Annotated in this window: 27 protein-coding genes and 1 pseudogene; 1 reads left to right on the top strand and 27 read right to left on the bottom strand. The window is 50.0% G+C overall.

Features of this window, described 5'->3' with window-relative positions; genetic code table 11:
• Window positions 1-45: 45 nt before the first annotated feature.
• The 23 genes and pseudogenes from OGY71_RS02410 to OGY71_RS02305 all read right to left on the bottom strand — a co-directional run bounded on the left by OGY71_RS02410 (window position 46) and on the right by OGY71_RS02305 (window position 15074).
• On the bottom strand, window positions 46-1953 hold the full coding sequence (locus tag OGY71_RS02410; RefSeq protein WP_286586951.1) for a phage tail tape measure protein: 1908 nt from the start codon (window positions 1951-1953) through the stop codon (window positions 46-48).
• 84 nt (window positions 1954-2037) lie between these two features.
• The gene (locus tag OGY71_RS02405) at window positions 2038-2361 is read right to left on the bottom strand and encodes a phage tail assembly protein (RefSeq protein ID WP_086550240.1); all 324 of its coding nucleotides are present in this window, start codon (window positions 2359-2361) and stop codon (window positions 2038-2040) included.
• Window positions 2361-2717, bottom strand: coding sequence for a phage tail tube protein (locus OGY71_RS02400; protein WP_234662052.1), 357 nt, complete (start codon window positions 2715-2717; stop codon window positions 2361-2363). Before OGY71_RS02400 ends, OGY71_RS02405 begins: the two co-directional genes overlap by 1 nt.
• Complete coding sequence (locus OGY71_RS02395) at window positions 2717-4216, bottom strand: phage tail sheath subtilisin-like domain-containing protein (RefSeq protein WP_234662053.1); 1500 nt, start codon at window positions 4214-4216, stop codon at window positions 2717-2719. The genes OGY71_RS02400 and OGY71_RS02395 overlap by 1 nt, the downstream gene beginning before the upstream one ends.
• Window positions 4206-4382: a DUF2635 domain-containing protein gene (locus OGY71_RS02390; RefSeq protein ID WP_000497746.1), complete on the bottom strand. Its 177-nt coding sequence runs from the start codon at window positions 4380-4382 to the stop codon at window positions 4206-4208. The genes OGY71_RS02395 and OGY71_RS02390 overlap by 11 nt, the downstream gene beginning before the upstream one ends.
• A gap of 8 nt (window positions 4383-4390) precedes the next feature.
• Window positions 4391-4951, bottom strand: a complete 561-nt coding sequence (locus OGY71_RS02385; protein ID WP_286612773.1) for a phage tail terminator protein — start codon at window positions 4949-4951, stop codon at window positions 4391-4393.
• A complete protein-coding gene (locus tag OGY71_RS02380; RefSeq protein ID WP_286586949.1) occupies window positions 4951-5454 on the bottom strand; it encodes a hypothetical protein in 504 nt (167 codons plus the stop codon). The genes OGY71_RS02385 and OGY71_RS02380 overlap by 1 nt, the downstream gene beginning before the upstream one ends.
• Window positions 5429-5842 carry a phage head closure protein gene (locus OGY71_RS02375; protein ID WP_286586948.1) on the bottom strand — a complete coding sequence of 138 codons (414 nt, stop codon included), beginning with the start codon at window positions 5840-5842 and terminating at the stop codon, window positions 5429-5431. Before OGY71_RS02375 ends, OGY71_RS02380 begins: the two co-directional genes overlap by 26 nt.
• 1 nt (window position 5843) lies before the next feature.
• Window positions 5844-6173, bottom strand: a complete 330-nt coding sequence (locus tag OGY71_RS02370; protein ID WP_165712289.1) for a head-tail connector protein — start codon at window positions 6171-6173, stop codon at window positions 5844-5846.
• A gap of 9 nt (window positions 6174-6182) precedes the next feature.
• A complete protein-coding gene (locus tag OGY71_RS02365) occupies window positions 6183-6455 on the bottom strand; it encodes a DUF7210 family protein (protein ID WP_286612771.1) in 273 nt (90 codons plus the stop codon).
• A 46-nt stretch (window positions 6456-6501) separates the two neighbouring features.
• Entirely contained in the window at window positions 6502-7719 is a 1218-nt protein-coding gene (locus OGY71_RS02360) for a phage major capsid protein (protein WP_286612769.1), read from the bottom strand.
• A gap of 9 nt (window positions 7720-7728) precedes the next feature.
• Entirely contained in the window at window positions 7729-8577 is an 849-nt protein-coding gene (locus OGY71_RS02355) for a head maturation protease, ClpP-related (protein WP_181617480.1), read from the bottom strand.
• A 13-nt stretch (window positions 8578-8590) separates the two neighbouring features.
• Window positions 8591-9895, bottom strand: a complete 1305-nt coding sequence (locus OGY71_RS02350) for a phage portal protein (RefSeq protein ID WP_286586591.1) — start codon at window positions 9893-9895, stop codon at window positions 8591-8593.
• Complete coding sequence (locus OGY71_RS02345; protein ID WP_286586592.1) at window positions 9895-11640, bottom strand: terminase large subunit; 1746 nt, start codon at window positions 11638-11640, stop codon at window positions 9895-9897. The genes OGY71_RS02350 and OGY71_RS02345 overlap by 1 nt, the downstream gene beginning before the upstream one ends.
• Complete coding sequence (locus tag OGY71_RS02340) at window positions 11594-12058, bottom strand: phage terminase small subunit P27 family (protein ID WP_286586593.1); 465 nt, start codon at window positions 12056-12058, stop codon at window positions 11594-11596. The genes OGY71_RS02345 and OGY71_RS02340 overlap by 47 nt, the downstream gene beginning before the upstream one ends.
• Before the next feature lie 120 nt (window positions 12059-12178).
• The gene (locus tag OGY71_RS02335; RefSeq protein ID WP_165712277.1) at window positions 12179-12517 is read right to left on the bottom strand and encodes an HNH endonuclease; all 339 of its coding nucleotides are present in this window, start codon (window positions 12515-12517) and stop codon (window positions 12179-12181) included.
• A gap of 87 nt (window positions 12518-12604) precedes the next feature.
• Window positions 12605-12769 (bottom strand): YnfU family zinc-binding protein, encoded by a 165-nt coding sequence (locus OGY71_RS23160; protein ID WP_213090494.1) that lies wholly within the window; start codon window positions 12767-12769, stop codon window positions 12605-12607.
• Between the two features lie 441 nt (window positions 12770-13210).
• On the bottom strand, window positions 13211-13384 hold the full coding sequence (locus OGY71_RS02330) for a GnsA/GnsB family addiction module toxin (RefSeq protein WP_001100119.1): 174 nt from the start codon (window positions 13382-13384) through the stop codon (window positions 13211-13213).
• A 204-nt stretch (window positions 13385-13588) separates the two neighbouring features.
• Complete coding sequence (locus OGY71_RS02325; protein WP_286612767.1) at window positions 13589-13819, bottom strand: hypothetical protein; 231 nt, start codon at window positions 13817-13819, stop codon at window positions 13589-13591.
• Window positions 13820-13892: 73 nt separating this feature from the next.
• Complete coding sequence (gene ymcF / locus OGY71_RS02320; RefSeq protein ID WP_057069020.1) at window positions 13893-14081, bottom strand: cold shock small protein YmcF; 189 nt, start codon at window positions 14079-14081, stop codon at window positions 13893-13895.
• A 10-nt stretch (window positions 14082-14091) separates the two neighbouring features.
• A complete protein-coding gene (gene cspG / locus OGY71_RS02315) occupies window positions 14092-14304 on the bottom strand; it encodes a cold shock protein CspG (RefSeq protein ID WP_000066494.1) in 213 nt (70 codons plus the stop codon).
• Window positions 14305-14683: 379 nt separating this feature from the next.
• A pseudogene (locus OGY71_RS02310) lies at window positions 14684-14848 on the bottom strand (DUF2514 family protein); the annotation flags it as partial.
• Window positions 14849-14876: 28 nt separating this feature from the next.
• Window positions 14877-15074, bottom strand: coding sequence for a hypothetical protein (locus OGY71_RS02305; protein ID WP_024174517.1), 198 nt, complete (start codon window positions 15072-15074; stop codon window positions 14877-14879).
• A gap of 141 nt (window positions 15075-15215) precedes the next feature.
• On the opposite strand from OGY71_RS02305, the gene OGY71_RS02300 reads away from it, so the two are divergent.
• On the top strand, window positions 15216-15389 hold the full coding sequence (locus OGY71_RS02300) for a YnfU family zinc-binding protein (RefSeq protein WP_213083834.1): 174 nt from the start codon (window positions 15216-15218) through the stop codon (window positions 15387-15389).
• A 75-nt stretch (window positions 15390-15464) separates the two neighbouring features.
• On the opposite strand, the gene OGY71_RS02295 is transcribed toward OGY71_RS02300, so the two are convergent.
• The 4 genes from OGY71_RS02295 to OGY71_RS02280 are packed head-to-tail and all read right to left on the bottom strand — an operon-like array spanning window position 15465 to window position 17002.
• A complete protein-coding gene (locus OGY71_RS02295; protein WP_000990801.1) occupies window positions 15465-15695 on the bottom strand; it encodes a hypothetical protein in 231 nt (76 codons plus the stop codon).
• Window positions 15692-16207 carry a DUF2514 domain-containing protein gene (locus tag OGY71_RS02290; RefSeq protein WP_142710296.1) on the bottom strand — a complete coding sequence of 172 codons (516 nt, stop codon included), beginning with the start codon at window positions 16205-16207 and terminating at the stop codon, window positions 15692-15694. The genes OGY71_RS02295 and OGY71_RS02290 overlap by 4 nt, the downstream gene beginning before the upstream one ends.
• Window positions 16204-16752 carry a lysozyme gene (locus tag OGY71_RS02285; RefSeq protein ID WP_115601849.1) on the bottom strand — a complete coding sequence of 183 codons (549 nt, stop codon included), beginning with the start codon at window positions 16750-16752 and terminating at the stop codon, window positions 16204-16206. The genes OGY71_RS02290 and OGY71_RS02285 overlap by 4 nt, the downstream gene beginning before the upstream one ends.
• Entirely contained in the window at window positions 16724-17002 is a 279-nt protein-coding gene (locus OGY71_RS02280; protein ID WP_016150433.1) for a phage holin, read from the bottom strand. The genes OGY71_RS02285 and OGY71_RS02280 overlap by 29 nt, the downstream gene beginning before the upstream one ends.
• Window positions 17003-17392 lie beyond the last annotated feature (390 nt).

The raw sequence follows: 17392 nt of genomic DNA, 5'->3' as shown, positions 1-17392 counted from the left end.
GTGGAAAACCCACTCTGGCGGGTTACACTGAACATGACAGATGGGTTAACTATCTCTGCTAAAGCGACTGTATCCCACATCATAAGAAAGCCACGGTGTCGCACTTCCGGCAGGTGTCGCAACGCGCATTCCTGGAGGCGCATTATCGAAAGACACGTTAAGTTCGCTACGCTGCGTCTGTGGGGATTGCGCCCGATCCATAACGGCACCGGGCCTCAGTAGTGGAACCGCGGGTTGATAGTTATCCCTGGTCGTCTGTCCGCCAAACATTTCCCTTTGCTGCTTGTTGTTATACCAGCCGCCTGAATTCCAGCGATTCTTCAGGGAATCCCAGAATGAGTCGGTATGATCGGCCTCTTTTGCCGCATCGGCGATTTCCTTGAGTTGCTCAAACATATAAATGGCAACCCCTATCTGAACTGTCGTGGCTCCCAGCATGGCGATTTTCCCAAGAACACCCGATAGCTGACTGGCGAGAGCAAAGGCTGTACGCAGCGAACCGATGGTTTTCACTGCAAATGCACCAGTCATGTACATCCCAATACCACCCAGTACAGTTTCCCACCCTCCCATTACCTGTGCGACATTATCCACCTCCAGCCAGACAGATTTGATCACCGGTGCGACATCATCCCAGTTCTCGATAATGAGCAGAGCGCCTCCTGCCAGTGCCGCAATTGCCAGTTTTGCGGGCGAAAGATTGATAACGCTATTCAGTATCCGGAAGGCACGAGAAAGAACGCCAACGGCCCCGCCAGCCACAATGAGTGCCGCACCGAATTTCGCGACTGACTTCACCATCTCTGGGTTTTCTCTTACCAGTTCGCGGACATGCTCCAGCCACGGCATCACAGCTTCGGCGGCCTCGTTGATAACCGGAAGAAAGGTATCCCCCAGCGTGACAGAAATGGCGTTAACACTGTTTCTCAGGAGGGTTAACTGGTTTTCAGTGGTAGCCGCACGAGAAGCATATTCCTTTTGCATCGAGCCACCGTACTGCTGGGCGTCTGCCACTCGCTCAAAGTTGATACGCAGCAGGTCCATATTGGTGAGAAGCGGTGCTATCGCACCAGCAGACTCACTGCCAAACAACATATTCATTGCCGCAGCCTGCTTTTCTTTCGGGATTTTTGATATCCCGTCAAGCACCTTCAGCATCGTGCCTTTCGAATCTTTCTGCATATCTGCAGCCAGCTTTTTCGGGTCAATCTTCAGCGCAGCAAGAACCGTCCTCTGCGCTTTGGTTGCCGCGCCGCCTGACGTTAAGGCTTTCATGAAGTTTTTGATGCCCGTTGCAGCAATTTCTGGCTCCACACCCATACCGGCAATCGTTGCACCTAATGCTGCAATTTCCCCCGAAGCAACTCCCGCAATCTCACCAAGAGGTCCAATTCGGGTCACAATCTCTGATATTTTTCCGGCATTTGCTGGCCCGGTATTCCCCAGATAGTTAATTTTATCAGCCAGAACAACCACATCATCCTGGGTCAGTTTAAACGCCGTTCGCCACTGCGCCATCATCTGACCAGACTCTTCAGCGGTGGTGTCAAACGCCACGCCCATTTTTACCGCGTCGCTGGCAAACTGCATTAGATCGCTTCGCGCGATGCCCGCCTGACCACCTGCCGCGACGATCTCTGCAATCCCTTCCGCTGCCATCGGTAACTGAGTGGAGAGCGTCAGGATATCATCGCTCATTGCGGCAAATGCGTTCCTGTCGTCCAGACCGTCAACAACCTTGCGGATGTCAGCCATCTTCGACTCAAAACCCATCGCCGCAGTAACAGGCATAGCCAGCGCACCGAGAATGGCCGCCCCGGCAGCGGTAGCGGCCACTGACAGTCCGGCCATTTCCTTCTGAAATCCCTTTAACTTTTTCTGCATTCCCTTCATTGGCCCAGACAACCGGTCAACGGCGGTAATAATCGCTTTTAGTTGAAAGTCATCAGCCATGTTTTATTTCCTCGTTGATGCGAACAGCCTCTGACTCCAGCGTCAGGAACTCAGAAATCGCCGTCCGCCGGAGATCAAGAGGGTTTATTCGCCAGAAGTAAGCGGTGTTGTAGAAGCGTTGTCGGAGGTTTGCTCCGTCCCCGATCGGGTAAAAAAATTCAGGATCAACATGCAGGCTTTAAAAATATCAAGCTTAGCCATCTGCGCTGCAGAAGAACGGGGGATCCCGGCAAGTAAAGGGATGTATTTCAGCGAAACAGCGCTGTCCAGTCTGACACCACCATCCGCAGATACTGTAAACGGAAATCCCACGCCCTCTATTTCGTCATATGTGGGTTCCCGTAACTCCAGTACATGGAGATCTTCACCATGAGCTTTAACCGGTTTGCTGAGTTTGAGTTCTTTCATTACTGGTAATCCCCTTCTTCACCGTGGAATTCAAGATCCGCCGTACCTTCTTCGGCGTTGTGGTTTGCTTCACCGTGCAGCCAGGCTGACGACAGGACATAAACCTGACCGTTTGCCAGTTCGGCTGTAATGGTCATCTGGTCTGAGGTAGTGACCTTGTTGACCGGAAAATCTTTCGGCACTTTAAAGGTGCCTTTGATATAGGGCGCGCGGTGGGTTTCTTTACGATCCACCGAGCCATCAAGGCCAATGACATCATCATTGACCTTCGTGTTCATCGGCACCTCAATACCTCCGGTCATGGATAATTGCTGACCATCAATTCTGAAATAACAGGTACCTGCAATGCGCGCCATTATGCGGACTCCTCTTGATACTGAAGGCGGAACTGGTTAACGACCGCAAACACTCGCAGCTGGTTAACATAGTCAGGCGGGAACAGAGTGTTGATACGGTTTGGGTTTGTCGCGTCGCGTTCAACCTTCAGGTATTGCTTGAACAGGTCGTAATTTTCAACGATCCCGGCGCGCTCCATTTGGCGGTAGGTTGCCAGAAGCTCACCTTTGATAACCGCCGGAGTAACAATCGCCTGACCGGGGCCAAAACGGGTACCATCGTTTGCCAGTTTGTGGCGACCATATTTGCTGGTTATAACTGACTTCAGCTTACGCAGAACGTATGCGCTGGTATGCAGCGTCTCACTATCGAGATAGCTGTTATCTGCAACGCCGTAGGCGTTTTTCTTGTACGTAGTAACGTCGCGCTGAATGCGCAGCGTACCGCTTTCAACGTATGACGTTGCAATACCATGCGATAGCAGAGACTGCTGTTCGGTCATCGTGAAGCGTTTGCCCTTCGGCGCTGGCAGCATATCTACGAGTTCACCCGTTTGCGTTGGACGCGCTGGATCGTTACGGATAAAGACGGCATTGCGCGCTGTTCGGCTGGATGCAAGTTCGTCCGCCGGGGTCTGAGTTTCTTTCTCGTACCCGGCCAGGGTGATGTGCTGTTGGTTAAGCTGATCACCTGCGGCAACCAGATCAGAAAGCGTTCCGAGTTTTGCGGTATAAACGTGGCCATAAAGCTGGCGCGCATAGCTCCAGCGACCGCTGGTATCGTTCATTTCGCTGACAAATGCATTCACCGAAGCCAAATCGCTGAACGGATGACCAATATAATCAAACGGCTCATCGGCCATGGCGGCAATAGCACCGTTGAGTACCGGAGCCCCCGTTCCGGCAGTGTCTGCAGCGACGGCTACAGCTATGCCTGCGGGCAAAACTTCCCCGCCACCGTACCCGTAATAATTCAGAACCACGGGGATGTCATTCCCGCTCAGACCTTTGTGACGCGCTGTCAGAGTGACCACGCCAGCAGCAGACGAAGCGATAACCGGCAATGTCGGATCAGCATTGATTGCATCTTTAATGCCCGATGCCACAGCCTCAACATCATCACCGCTTACAACTGCTGCCTGAATACGAGTACGCCCGACATAAACATTCACCGTGCCGCTCTCAGTTGCTGCGCCTGTTACGGTCAGGGTATACGTGGCCGCCACTCCTGCTGCTGGCTCAGGGACAGCAATGATGTAAAGCTCACCAAAAGGATCGGTTTTGCGGTACGCAGCAACCATGCGCGCAAGCTGACTACCGGGGCCACAAATCTGCTTTGCGTAATCAGCGGAGGGCATCAGTACCAGCGAATCAGGCTCAATTGCCGCACCGGTATTTGCGTGCCCCAGCAGCAACGACGGCGCTGATTCCTGACTTGTATTTGCCGCCGAATTATCCATCTCAGCATAAAACAGTGGCACCAGCGTATTTGCCGGGATAGTGCTGAAACTAACGGTCATTGGTTTCCACCTTTTTTTGTTTAACTTTGTTCACGCGCCTGATATCGCCAGCGGCTTCCCGGCGCAGCCAGTAGCTGCTTTCTTCAACATTTCGCCCTTCAACAGGCAAAAGGTCACCTCGGGCAGGGTCATGTACTGACCGCCCTTTTTGGGGTTTTACAAACATGGTTTTCCTCAGGAGGGGAGAGTTATCTCTGTGTGATGTTCGGGCTTCCCGTCGGGGCCATGTCCCGGATCGATAAAATCAACATCAATCGCCAGCGTTTTAAAATCATCCAGATCGTTCAGTTCATCCTGCTGGCGAGTGTCATCTTCTGAAAGCTCTTTCAACACAGAGAAGTCGAACTGGTAGCTCAGTTCATGCCGGTTCACATCAAGCAGCGTGCCGCCTGCATAGGTGATCGGGTTTCCACGCTCTTCAGGATTCCAGCCCAGGAGCGCTTTAAACAGTGACTGTCGTACATCGTGAACAACATCATATGAGGCAAACTGACCGCGCTCATCCCTGCCATTGCTGACAAACACAATGACGGCAAACCCTTCGGTTAAATCCTGCCAGTAGTCAGTCTGGCTCTTCTGTTCCCCTGGCGAATCATCTCCGGGAACAACATAAGCCGCCGGCAGTTTCATCTTTCCGACTTCCGGTAAATCCTTAAACTGGGCTGCGCCAGCAACACGGTTTTCAAAGATGGGGCAACGTGCCCGCAGTGCAGCAATAATTGGGGCCAGTTTCATCAGCGTCGTTTCTCCGGTTTGAGTGAGAGCCGCAATTCACGCGCAAGGTAATAGCGCGTCCACGGGTTGTTTTTGTTGAGTGTCTCAACCATAAAATTATTACGCGGAGCCAGCCGCCAGCCGCTACCACCAGAAGCGCCACGGTGATGACTGCGCCGACGTTTTGCGCCACCGCGTACACCGAAAAACAGGAAAGCCGGATAGAAATCGCCCTTAATCAGCCGGTTTCCGTGTCCGTTCCGCTGGTTTGGTGCAATTTTAGTCATAAAGCCAGGACGCTTCTTACTGGCCTTTGGCACCATATAACCAATGGATTTTGCCAGCCGCCCCGTCTGATATCCGGGGTTTTCCCCGGGCTCAGAGCGACCGCGCCGCATGACCAGACGGCGTGCATCGCGCATATGACGCTGACCAATAGTGATAAATGCCCGCCGGACACGCGAGCGGTTAAAGCGCATTTCGTTCGGCTGCTGAAAATCAACGTGAAAAAAGGGTCCCGTCACTGGAAATACCTCCGCTATTTTCTGTAAATGACCCCAGTTCGGTGCACTCAAGAAGCAGAAATCGCCGTTTACTGTTTAGATCGCGAACACGTTTCACGCGGTACACCTCGTCACCATTAGCCACCTCAAAATCAGTGGTAATCCCACGACGCCAGCGAATGGTGATGTAATGTGTGATAGCGTTATCCGTCTGCGCCGTTTCCTGGTATGTGGTGGCACTGGTTTGCAGCACCTTTGCCCATGCGTTGAATGAAACCGGGTATTCAGGCTCGGTACCGAAATCATCAGCAGGAACATCCACTCTTTCCCTGAGAACCACTCGCTGATCAAGTTCCCCGGGATCAGGCATGGTATAGAGGGCGCTGGTATTAGTTGACCGTCTCTTCATACTAAAAACCCGATACTGGTAACCGCCGTGGGTATAACAGAAATTCAAAAGCCTGAGGAGTCTCTGACATTTCCAGTTCTGATACTGAACTTCTATTTTCATACCAGTGACTGATTAGCATCAGCATCCCCAGCTTGATATCATTGGTAAGGGTTATGCCGTCATCATCAGTGTCAGGAATTACGTCTTTTGTTGGGTAAAGATTACGATTCAGATAGGTTGTAGCCTTTGCTTCCGCAGCTTCACCAAGCAGGGTCAGTAGCATATCCTCGTCCGTAAAATCCACCTCAAGACGGCACTGTTCTTTTATTTCTGGAAGCGTAAGTAACATCCTGCCCCCTTATTTTTTATCCGTTCGTTTTTTGGCCTGCTCTGCCTGCTCTGCCTGCTCTGCCTGCTCTGCCTGCTCTGCCTGCTCTGCCTGCTCTGCCTGCTCTGCCTGCTCTGCCTGCTCTGCCTGCTCTGCCTGCTCTGCAGGAGTATCCTCGCTCACACATTCCGCATAACCTTTTCTGATCAGCTCCCGGCCATGCTGCTCCAGCGTTTCAAACTCGCTACCTTCAGTCTGTACAGTACCGTTGAAATAAACCGGTTTAAGGGATCGCATTTTCATTTCGGTTTCCTCAGGGTGAAAGCGGCCAGAAGGCCGCTGTTATGAATTACACGCCGCCAGGCGCAGGTGCTGTAAAGGAGCCATAGATAAACGCCTCCGGGCGTTTTACCGCCAGCGCCAGACGCTCTTCACAGCGGATCGAAATCATGTTTTTCTCGAAGTCGTCGGCGTTCTCTGTGGAGATAACCACGTTCGCATCTTCACGGTCGAAGATCTGCGCTCCAGCGTTGAATGCGCCTGTCAGGAATTTACCCTGGAAGGCAGCAGCTTCGGTGGCAACAACCGGCAGTCCCCAAAGTGTCGGTCCCGCCAGTGCCGCAGGGTTCGCCAGGATATAGCGACCCAGACTGTCTTTAGTCAGCTCAATCTTCGCCCAGTCAATGAAGTGCAGAACGTGACCGGAAGCCGGGAAGCGTGCCAGTTGCGCCTGCAGCATCGCCAGGCGAAGATCATCAATACCGTTCTGCTGTGCAACAGCAAACGCCGCAGCAAAAGCTGAAGCCTGAGGAACGATGCCATCAAGGTGAGCTCCAGTGCCATCCCCAAAGAGGATTTCCTGCTCTTCGACATACTTCAGTCCATAACGAAGCTCAGCATCAATAGTGGACTGAAGCTGTGGCATATCGTCGAGGATCTGTTTCGCCGCTTTGAACAGGTGGGCAACGGTGCGAACCGGCGTAATTTTTTCAGCAAACGCAATATCGCTGTACGGCTTGGTAGTATTTTCCGCCACCGCTTTAGCATTATTGGTAAATCCGGTCTGCTGCACCCAGTAAATGGTATTGGACTCGGTGCGCCCAGGCGCGATCAGATCGCGAATAAAAAGGCGCTGCTTCGGCTGTGTATCAATGCCAGGAAGACGGTCTGGCGCAACAATCTGACCAGGGACATTCACTGACAACAGAGCTGCACTAACAGGAATGCTCAGGCGCTTGTTGCCTTCAACACTGGCAGCAAACGTTTTCAACGCTTCAGCAGAAATAACCTGCTGCCCAACAGTCTCGACAACCTGTTTTGCATTTGCCAGTGGCATCTGCGCTACATGTTGTTCAAGGTCACCAACGGCTGCTTTTAGTGTTTTTTCAGCTTCGCGAAGGGCGTTAAATTCAGACGCCATTTTGTCGACAGCCGCCTTCGTTTCTTCTGAAAGCTGGCCGGACTTTGTCGCTTCTTTGAGTGCGTCTTCTGCTTTCGCGTTGAACTTACTGGTTGCCTCTTCAATGCTGGCAGTGACTTTTTTCAGAATATCGTTTACTTCAGACATAAAGGGTCCTTATTTGACTAACGCCGCCAGAGCGCTTTCAAGTGAATTGATGGTTTCAGGTTTGATATCTTCGGCAGCGCCCGGCGTACCGTCGTTGTGGGTGACAGCGCCAGGCATGCCACCGGATAAGGATTTAATGAGTTTTCGTCGCTCAGAGCGCGGGGTGTTGGTTTTAGCCAGCAATGCATCAAGCTTTCGAAGCGCGGCGGCGGGTGATTCATCGCCATCGCTTACTGCATCAGCAGAAAGCAGGCTGTCTGCCAGCCCTTTCGCCACGGCATCACTGCCACCGATATAGCTTTCAGCATCCATCAGCTTATGCACGGCGGCCATATCAAGGCCAGAGCGCGCTGCATAGATATCAGCCATTGCGGTATCGAATGGCTCCAGTGACTGTGCCAGTTCAGCAAAGTCATGGCGGTTGCCCATCGCGTATACCCAGCAGTTGTGGATCATCAGGAAGGCTCCACGACCAATCTGAATATCATCCCCGGCCATCGCAATTATCGAGGCAGCACTGGCGGCAATACCCAGCACCTTCACAGTTACACGGCCTTCGTACTCGCGGAGAAGGTTATAAATTGCCAGGCCTTCGAACATGTCGCCGCCTGGTGAGTTGACATTCACCGTAACGTCGGCACCATTCATCGCCCGAAGTGCACCGGCAATACGTTTGGCTGTCACCCCTTCGCCCCAGTAGTCCTGTCCGATAACATCAAAAACAGAAATGCTGTTATCGTCGGTGGACGCAGCTTTAATCCCGCCGTCCCAGCGGTCCAGTGCAGACGGTAAGGTTTCACAGGTAACGCGCGCACAGGGGCGACCCGCCGGTGCTACCGGAAGTTGTTTTTTGCTCATCAGGAAATTGCTCCTAAGCGGCCTGTTTCAGTGGAGATTGTTCGAAAGGAATATCAGGGAAAACCGCATTATGGACTTCACGAAGCAGTCTAGCTTTTTCGGCTGTACTGTTTTTACGCAAGTCTTCAAGCGGGGTGAGATTCAGTTGAACGGTGTAAATATCCCCACCGTCAATCGGTGGAAGGTTTTCAAGGCGTCGCACGTCATTACGCGACATCCATCCGTTTTGCAGTGCGGTAGTGTAGTACGCCGCACGCCCTGCGCTGTCGGCACGGAGCAGGCCTTCTACTGAGAACTCCGCAAATAAATCCTCATCTCCGTTAAGAAGACAGCGTGAAATCTCCTGCTCAATATTGACCAGCATTGGGCGCAGTGTATTAGTCAGGAACAGGAGGTTCATCCCTTCAACGCTCGATGCCCAACTGCTCTGCTTCGTCGTGTGTCCTACCATAAAGGGAGGTACCCGGAACCAGCGGCAGATTTCCTCGATGCTGAATGAGCGTGATTCCAGCATCTGCGCATCTTCAGGATTCAGAGTTATGCCCTGATAGGACATATCCCCCTCCAGCACCATCACTTTTCCGGCGTTTTTAGAGCCGACGAAGCGGTTAAGGTTTTCACGGTTTTTCTGGCGCTGCTCTTTGGTCAGAAGATTCTTTGACAGGAAAAATCCGGATGTCTGAATACCGTTTTCGAAAATTTTCGCTGCGGACTCTTCAACCGCCATCGCCGCACCAAACACGTCACGCCCGGTACGCATCGGCATCATCCCGCAGACACCATCAAGGCCAAAGCCCCGGATGTGCATCATGTTTTTAACCGGGATGATGCGCGCTACGCCTTTCTCTGTGTATGTATAACGCAGTTCGCCAATCTCCAGCCGATCCACCTTCATGCACTGAGGCAGCAACGGCACCAGTGAAACCAGTTTGGTACCAATCAACTTTTTTTCTACGTAGGCATTACCCCGAAGGCAGATACTGGCAACCACCATCAGCATAAAGCGCGACGGCGTCATTTCACTGTTGGGGCGGCGACATAACACCTGATAAGCAGGATGATTAAGTGCCAGTTTGCGGGAACCATCAGCCGCCCGTTCGTATACCTTCATCGGCAGGGTTGAAACTGATTCACTCAGCAGACGTACACAGGCCCAGACAGAAGCCAGTGCCAGCGCTTTTTCTGCTGTAACGACTTTTCCACTGCTACTGGTGCCATACCACTCCTGCCAAAAGGCTGCGTCATTCAGTCCAATTGTTTCGCCAAGCCAGTTAACAATCGCGGTTTTGATGCGGCCAGGCCGTTTTTTTTCCTTCATCAGATACCTACCATGATCGGATCATCAAAAAAATCATCAGGGTCGCCAGTCTCTACAAGAACCGCATCCTCCGCCGCGCCAATAGCCATAGCGGAAGCCACCACGCCATCAATACGGCCAGTGCTCTTCTTCTTGGCAAAGATACGGTTGTCTTTCTGATCGGCTTCCAGAACTGCAGATGCCGCATTCCAGCGCAGACAGGGGTTAGTACGGATAATTAGTTCGCCACTGTTAAGGTGCTCTTCAAATAACTCAATTGATCGCGGCATCCACAACCCAGACTCCTGAGCCTTGTAAAAACCCTGGCCGTGCGGAACCAGTTCAACATCAACGGACTGGTTCGCCAGTTCAACTTCAAGGTATTTAATACGGTACTGGTCGCAGGCAATGCACCTGATATTGTGCTTTTGCGTTAACTCCCCGAGGCGGTCAGCCACAAACCCGTAGTTAACAGCCTTACCCGGTGGAGCATGAATAAACCCGTTACGCAGCCAGGCGTCATAGGGAACATGGTCAGTTTTGGCGCGATCCAGCAGTGTGTCTTTTGGCGTCCAGAATTCGACCAACAATTTTTTAAATTTTGGAAAGTAAAGTGCCAGCGAGGTAAGGTCGCGGGAGCCGGAAAGATCCAGACCTCCATAGCACTCCTCACCTGTCAGTTCTTCAGGGTCGAAATCCTGCTCGCATTTCATCCACGTCTCGCTGTCCACCCAAGGATCAGCAGATTCCACCCACTGACAGAAATTAAGGCGGCGGACAATACTCTCTTTCGACGGCATCCCGCGCGCCTGCGTCACCTGCTCACGCAAATATTTCTCAGTGAAGGTGTGCCCCAGTGACGGATTAGCCTTACCCCAGCAGGATTCATCTTTAAACGGGTCGTCTCCTTCATCCAGCGAGCAGATGAAGCTGAAGAAGCTGTCATCTTCCAGATCACCGGAGGCAACTTTGCGTCCGTACTCGTGATACTCAAAACAAACACTGGTTTTATCGTGACCGCTGTTGGTAATAAGGAACATCAACGCCTGCCGGCGCCCCTTTGTGCCAGCGCGCATCATCTCAACGACCTGATTGCTTTTATGTTCGTGAACTTCATCAATCAGAGCACAATGTGGACGGGGGCCTGACTGACCATCATCAGAACTGATTGGCCGGAAAAACGAACCAGTCTGAACAAACGCCAGATTCCATTCTTTCCCAGTACCACCTGATTTATGAATTCGCTGAGACAGAGCGGGAGACTGATCCACCATCGCCACAGCATCCCGGAATAGGATCATCGCCTGGTCTTTTTTGGTGGCGGCGGCATACACTTCAGCGCGTGGTTCTTTGTCGGCGACCAGACAATATAATCCGACTCCACCAGCGAGAGGGGATTTACCGGAACCCTTGCCAGACTCAACATAGACCATGCGAAAGCGTCGGTATCCATCACTGGCCTTCCAGCCAAAAATAGAACCCACAATGAAACACTGCCAGGGTAGTAGAATAAAGGGCTTCCCCTCATGCTCACCGCCGTTGAGCTTCAAAACTTTTGCAAAAAAATCGATTCCTCGTTGCGCGGATTCAATGTCCCAGGTAAGTCCCCGCGCCGGCCCGTTTTCCAGATCGCGGAGGTGACGTGCGCAGGCATTACGGATATCCGGCCCGGCAAGTATCTTCCCGGTTGTGACATCCAGCGCATACTGTGTGGCTGGGTCAACCGAAGAACTGGTTGAGCGAGTCTTCTTCTTTTTCTCCACCATCAACTTTCACCTTCGTTCTGGCGGCCGGGGTAAGACCGAATTCGACCAGGTAACTTTTAAAGCGGCGATCTGCATCTGCCAGCATAGCTACAGCAGGATTTGCCTTAATCAAAAAACCGCCATCCGTCTGTACGGTATAAGTTCTGCCCTCATCAGCGATCGTCAAACGCAACTGCAGAATATCGGCGTAAATATCGCAAAGGCGTTCAAGCGCAAGCACGTCTGCGACGGTGAGGACTCCCATACCATCAAGCAGTACGGTAAGTTTTCCCCATGCGACTTTCCCCCAGTCTGTGAGGTGTGCAGGTGGGCTTGGAATTTCTCTGATCGGGGTGGGTTCTTTGTTGTTAAGTTTACGTTTGCCCGGGTTACCAGTTACCACCTTCAGGTGGGATGGTTTCGGGCGTCTTCCTGCCATCGGAACCTCCCGGAAAAAAACTTTTCATTTCGCGGTTGTGCACAAAAAGGGGGGCTGGCGGTCAGGGAAGCGATGTCTCCTGAACTCTTTACCCGCCCTCCCCTTCGCGCTCGTGTCATCTCACCTTCGCCAGTGCGACTGTGGGTCGAGTGGCAGCCCGTTCTCATCACATCCGATCACGTGACCGCGTTTCTCTTCACGTTGTTTGGTGGAGTCGTGGTGCTGTTTACAGAGGGGTTGCCAGTTACCCTTATCCCAGAAGAGCTTCCGTGCCTTCGCTATCTCTTCCTGATTGCCACCCTTAAGTGCTTCCTTCAGCTTATGTGGCTTTATGTGGTCAACCACCATTGCAGGGATTGCCCTGCCCTGGCGACGACACATGACACATAGAGGATTAGATTTCAGAAATGAGAGCCTGGCTTTGTCCCAGCGACTGTTATAGATACGCGGCTCGGACATGTCTTCTCCTGTATTTGATGTGCGCGTGCGATGCGCATAAAAAAGCCTCGCAATTGCGAGGCCTGGGGTTATTTGTATCGCGACCCACTACCTGTGAATGACAAACAGAGATTTACATTTAGGGCAAAGTAACGCCTGTTGTTGGCGTACTTTCGTGGTCGAGTGTGTGGATTTATGTCCGCATATCGGGCACATGACAGTCGTATTGGCTGCAAGCCCAACACGCTGCATTGCATAATCGAAAAATGACATGGTGGTTAACCTTTCAATGAATGGGGCTTATTATACCATGCATAGCTCAATTATTAATCAATCATCATCGCATGCTTGATGCCATTTAACTTTGTCGCAGGCACTCAGTGAATGTCTGCTGTAATGCCTGCTCAGCCAAGTTGAAGCACACCGTGTTCTTTTGAATCAGAGAATGCAACAAACCCAGTGTATTCGGGGATAGTGTTCCGTCATCAGCATCAAATGCTGAAATGGTTGCGTGAAGAATCAAAAATGCTCCAAATCCCGCGCCGCTGCTGCCCCTCGATGGTCAGAATCGTCAAGGAGGACCCGTTAAAAGGTAAGCAGAAAATCTGTGGTTAGAAGTGAAGGCTTTGACAACGTTCTAAATTTTATGACAGAAATAAAAAAGCATTACCTTTCAAGATAATGCTTTTTCACTCGAACTGAGTCTTATAACAATTAGATTAATGTGATTTTAATATCATAGCTTTCAAGCCCAGTCATTTTTTCACGAGCATTAAACTGGATATCGGAAACTTCTTTTCCTGTCTTTTTTTTGAGTTCAATAATTTTTTTTGTGATGAATTCAGAAATATCCGCTTCAGTTTTTCTTTTTAAATCTTCGACGTTCATTGTTTACCTCTCTTGATCTCTAACGTATCAACGCCAGGCATGTTACATTCCCCGTAGAGCACTTGTATAAGCGCTGATATGTTTAAAAGATAGAATAGAAAGACTCAATTATCAATAGTTTGCAGTACAATCTTCATGCAAAAGAGCTCGCGACCACACAAACCACTGTACTAAAATCCGGGTCGGTCACGAAACAACCAGATCTCATTTCAAAAGCTTCGAGGCTGCCTCGAGGATCTCTTCTGAACTGACATCACGATCAGAGGCTACATAAACTATTTTATGGTCTCCTGTCAGAGATGGAAATCCCGCTGACATCACGGCTAGGTGTGCTTTTTCCCCATTGGGAAACTCACGCATTATCGTAGTAATACCTTTCATTACGGTTACAACAACTGCTGGTTCTGCATTAAAAAAAACGATGACTTTTTTCATAATTTTACCGTGATGTCTCTTACAGAGATTGTCGGTTCAGCATACAAAAAAGGCTCCATAAGGAGCCTGAAATTTATTTTCTGAATTCTAACGAAGACTGACCAGAACGAATGTACAGTGCAATATTATCAAATGTAATCATTGTTGATTTGCAAAAAATACATTTTGCTCCGAAAGGATTTTTTTCAGTAACATCAAAGTTTGACGTTCGGTACTGAGATCCGTGGCAACACGGACATCTGAAGTGAATATTATTAGTAATAACAGTTACCTTATACAGCCACGACATTAACTGCCGTGGGGCCTTTAGGTCCCTGTTCAACACTAAATTCAACTTCCTGATTCTCATTCAACGTCTTGAAATCATTACTCTGGATAGCAGAGAAGTGAACAAACACATCTTTACTACCATCTTTTGGAGTGATAAAACCAAAACCTTTTTCAGGATTAAACCATTTAACTAAACCAGTCATTTTATTAGACATAAACATTACCTTTATTGAGTAAGCCCTTGGGCAGAATGGTCCGAAAAAAAATTATCAGAGAGAAAAGCTAACAAGGAAATCTCAACAGGAACAAGGAATAAAATTATTACAGCGACTGCTTCAGATAAATTCGTTACAAACCAGACATTCATTAACGCATGATTAACCAGACATAGCAAGGTTTAGTTTTGTAAGTAAATCTCAGTGGGTTTTGATCTTAAAAATTAATTTAAATAGCTTAAATCGAAAATTATGTCATGCTGCGTAAGACCTTTATCTATCACCCTAAGTTGTCAGGGATTTTGACTCAAGGAAGAGTCGTATTTCCTTCATAGTAAAAATTCACAAATTTATCCACGAAAACCGTCAACATCTTAATTTATAGAGCTATTATTTTTCCTCTACGGTTCATTGTTAGTATTTTTACGGACTCATAAATCCGCTCACATGTCATTCCTGCTCGGTAGTTTTCATCAGCGCGTTCAGCATGGTATCGAGCTTCTTCTGCCAGGCTTCCTGGCATGTCTACGAGCATTGTGGTGTCATGGCGGATGGAAAGTTATGTTGATTCGTTAGTTATCGAGCTGTAGAACGCTATGCTCTAGCGACTCGGAATAGGCAATCAGCCCGGTGTACTCAGGGATAACCTCGCCATCATCCGCTTCGAACTCAGGGATTGTTCCGGTAGTGATGGTATATTGTGGCTGGCCATCTTCTTTTGCGAAGGCAGCCAGGTCTTCAATCTGCTTAGCTGTAAGAACTACTGTAATGCTCATTCCTCAGTTGTTAAAAAGCCCCGCTATTGCGAGGCTTGATTGATTATGGCTAACGACTACATCGTAACGGTTATAAAAGAAGCTATTAGCCAACATGTGGTGTATGGTTGTTAACCGCCCACCAGGACAATCAACATGTCGATACTCAAAGATATCAAGATGCGTACTTTACGCCATGTGAAAAGTACTTGTCCTCATTGCTCCCGCCAGTCAAAGCACAGTCTGTCGAGAATAAAAAACAATATAACGTTAATTTGCCCCTTCTGTGGAAACATCTATCTTCCATCGGAAAGCAAACCAATAAAGTAACTGATTGACTACCAAATAAAACTCATACTCTCAGAATGTGGCAAAGCAGACATAACCTTTTATTGTTGTTCTCATTTAAGAGAATGTAACACCCAGAGTGGAGAGGTTTTTTTTCTTCTCCACAATACGGCGATCAAGTTCAGCCACTGCATGCGGGCGTATGGCATCAAGAAAGGCGTTATCCTGATAGGTAGACTGGATTGTCACACCAAGTCCGGCACCACTTTCCAGTATGCTTTTCTGAAGTTGTAGTTCTTTTATATCGTTATTGAGGTAATACGCTTCACTTAGGTTTTCTGCGTTCATCTTCTAACCCTGTTGTTGTTTGACTGCCTCACTGAGTCGTAAATGCGCTCACACGTCATTCCTGCCCGGTAGCTTTCGTCAGATCGCTCAGCATAATATCGAGCTTCTTCTGCAAGGCGTCCGAGCATGTCGGCGAGCACTGCGGCGTCGGCTCCGGCTGTTTTGCTTCTGACGGCAGTGGCAAGATCTGCGGTGTGCTTTGCGGCGTCCAGGCGAGTGGCAAGCTTTGTTGCTTCGGTACGCAGCTGGTTAACAGTGGCAGACAGGCCAGCAGCAGTGGCAGCGGATTTAGCGGCTTGTGCTTGTGCATCTTTTACAGCCTCATCACGGGCAATAATACGCCCTTGTTCAATCATGCGAGCGGCGGTCTGTGCGTTCGCTGTTTGCGATGATTCTACGCTGTCACGCTCGGCCCACTTCTTTTCCCAACCGCGGCTGCTCCATACACTACCCGCGAAGAATGCAACGGCCACCAGCAACAAAATAACAATGAACTGATAGCGCAGGCTCACTGGTCTATCCCCCAGCACGTCAACGCGCTTTCCTGGTCTCGCCGTTCAACCTGACCATAGCAACCGTTCTTCTGCCCTTTGGTCAGACGACAATCGCGACCACCGTCTTTTATCCACCAGCGGATCGCTTCACAGGCACCTTCACGGTCGCCAGCATTTATTCGCTTATAGAACGTAGATGGGAAACATTTTCCGGGACCGATGTTATATGGGCAGAAAGACGCGATCCCGGCTTTCTGTGGTTCGGTCAGTGGTACTTTGATATTTCGGTCAACCCACGCCAGTGCCTTATCACGCTCAATGGCGTTTACCTGATCGCATTTCTCAGCAGACAGCTTCATGCCCTGAACTACTGGCTTACCATCAACCATCGTGGCGCCACGGCAAATAGTCCAGATGCCGGAGCCATCCTTGTATGCGGTCAGACTGTTGCCTTCTTTCTCATCCAGAAACTGATCGAGAATCACGGGCGCGGAAGCCCCCGCAAGAATTAAACCAACGACCGCTGCACTCAGTTTATTCTTCAGCTTTGGTGGCATAGCCATTGCGCCGATCCTCCCGTTCTTTCCAGCGGAAATACCAGTTCACTGCACAGGTGATAACGGTGCATGCGATACCGACAATAATTGCCCAGTCGCTCAGGCTTAACCCTGCAATTCTGTCGGCCAACATCCAGGACACCTCTTTTGCTGTTTTAGCTGTTTCGGCATATGCCTTCGCTGATACACCGCAGCCGGCAAGCGTGGTTCCTGATCCATATGAAAGTCTGCTGTAAATGGTGCTCATTCTGGTCATAGCCTCACCTCCGATTTTTCGGATGGCGCTGTGTGTGATGAAAAGGTCAGGCTTCACGGGCTGGATTTATCAACAAAGCACGTAGCGGATGATTCCCGTGAGCCTGAAATAGAAAAGGCCACGCAAATGCGCAGCCTGTAACCAGAAATCAATATTGTCTTTACATCAATTTTTCTTAAGGTTAAATTCTTCTGACAAGTTGATGAAAGACAACTTGAATATTAGCTATTTGTTCTCTGTTATGCCCGCAACCCAATGCGGGCTTTTTTTCGCCCTGCTAAAAGTTCCACCGTTGTGAGCCTTTTTGCTATGCAATAATGGATGCGTGGTGCCGGGTGTCTCCCGGTGATCCTTTGGCTGACAACCCATGCCTCACGAACATTTCACAAC

Source organism: Citrobacter sp. Cpo109 (assembly GCF_030332565.1).
Lineage (GTDB): Bacteria > Pseudomonadota > Gammaproteobacteria > Enterobacterales > Enterobacteriaceae > Citrobacter > Citrobacter portucalensis.
Note: the sequence above shows the minus strand (reverse complement) of the source record. Positions and strands in the feature narration are given on the sequence as shown.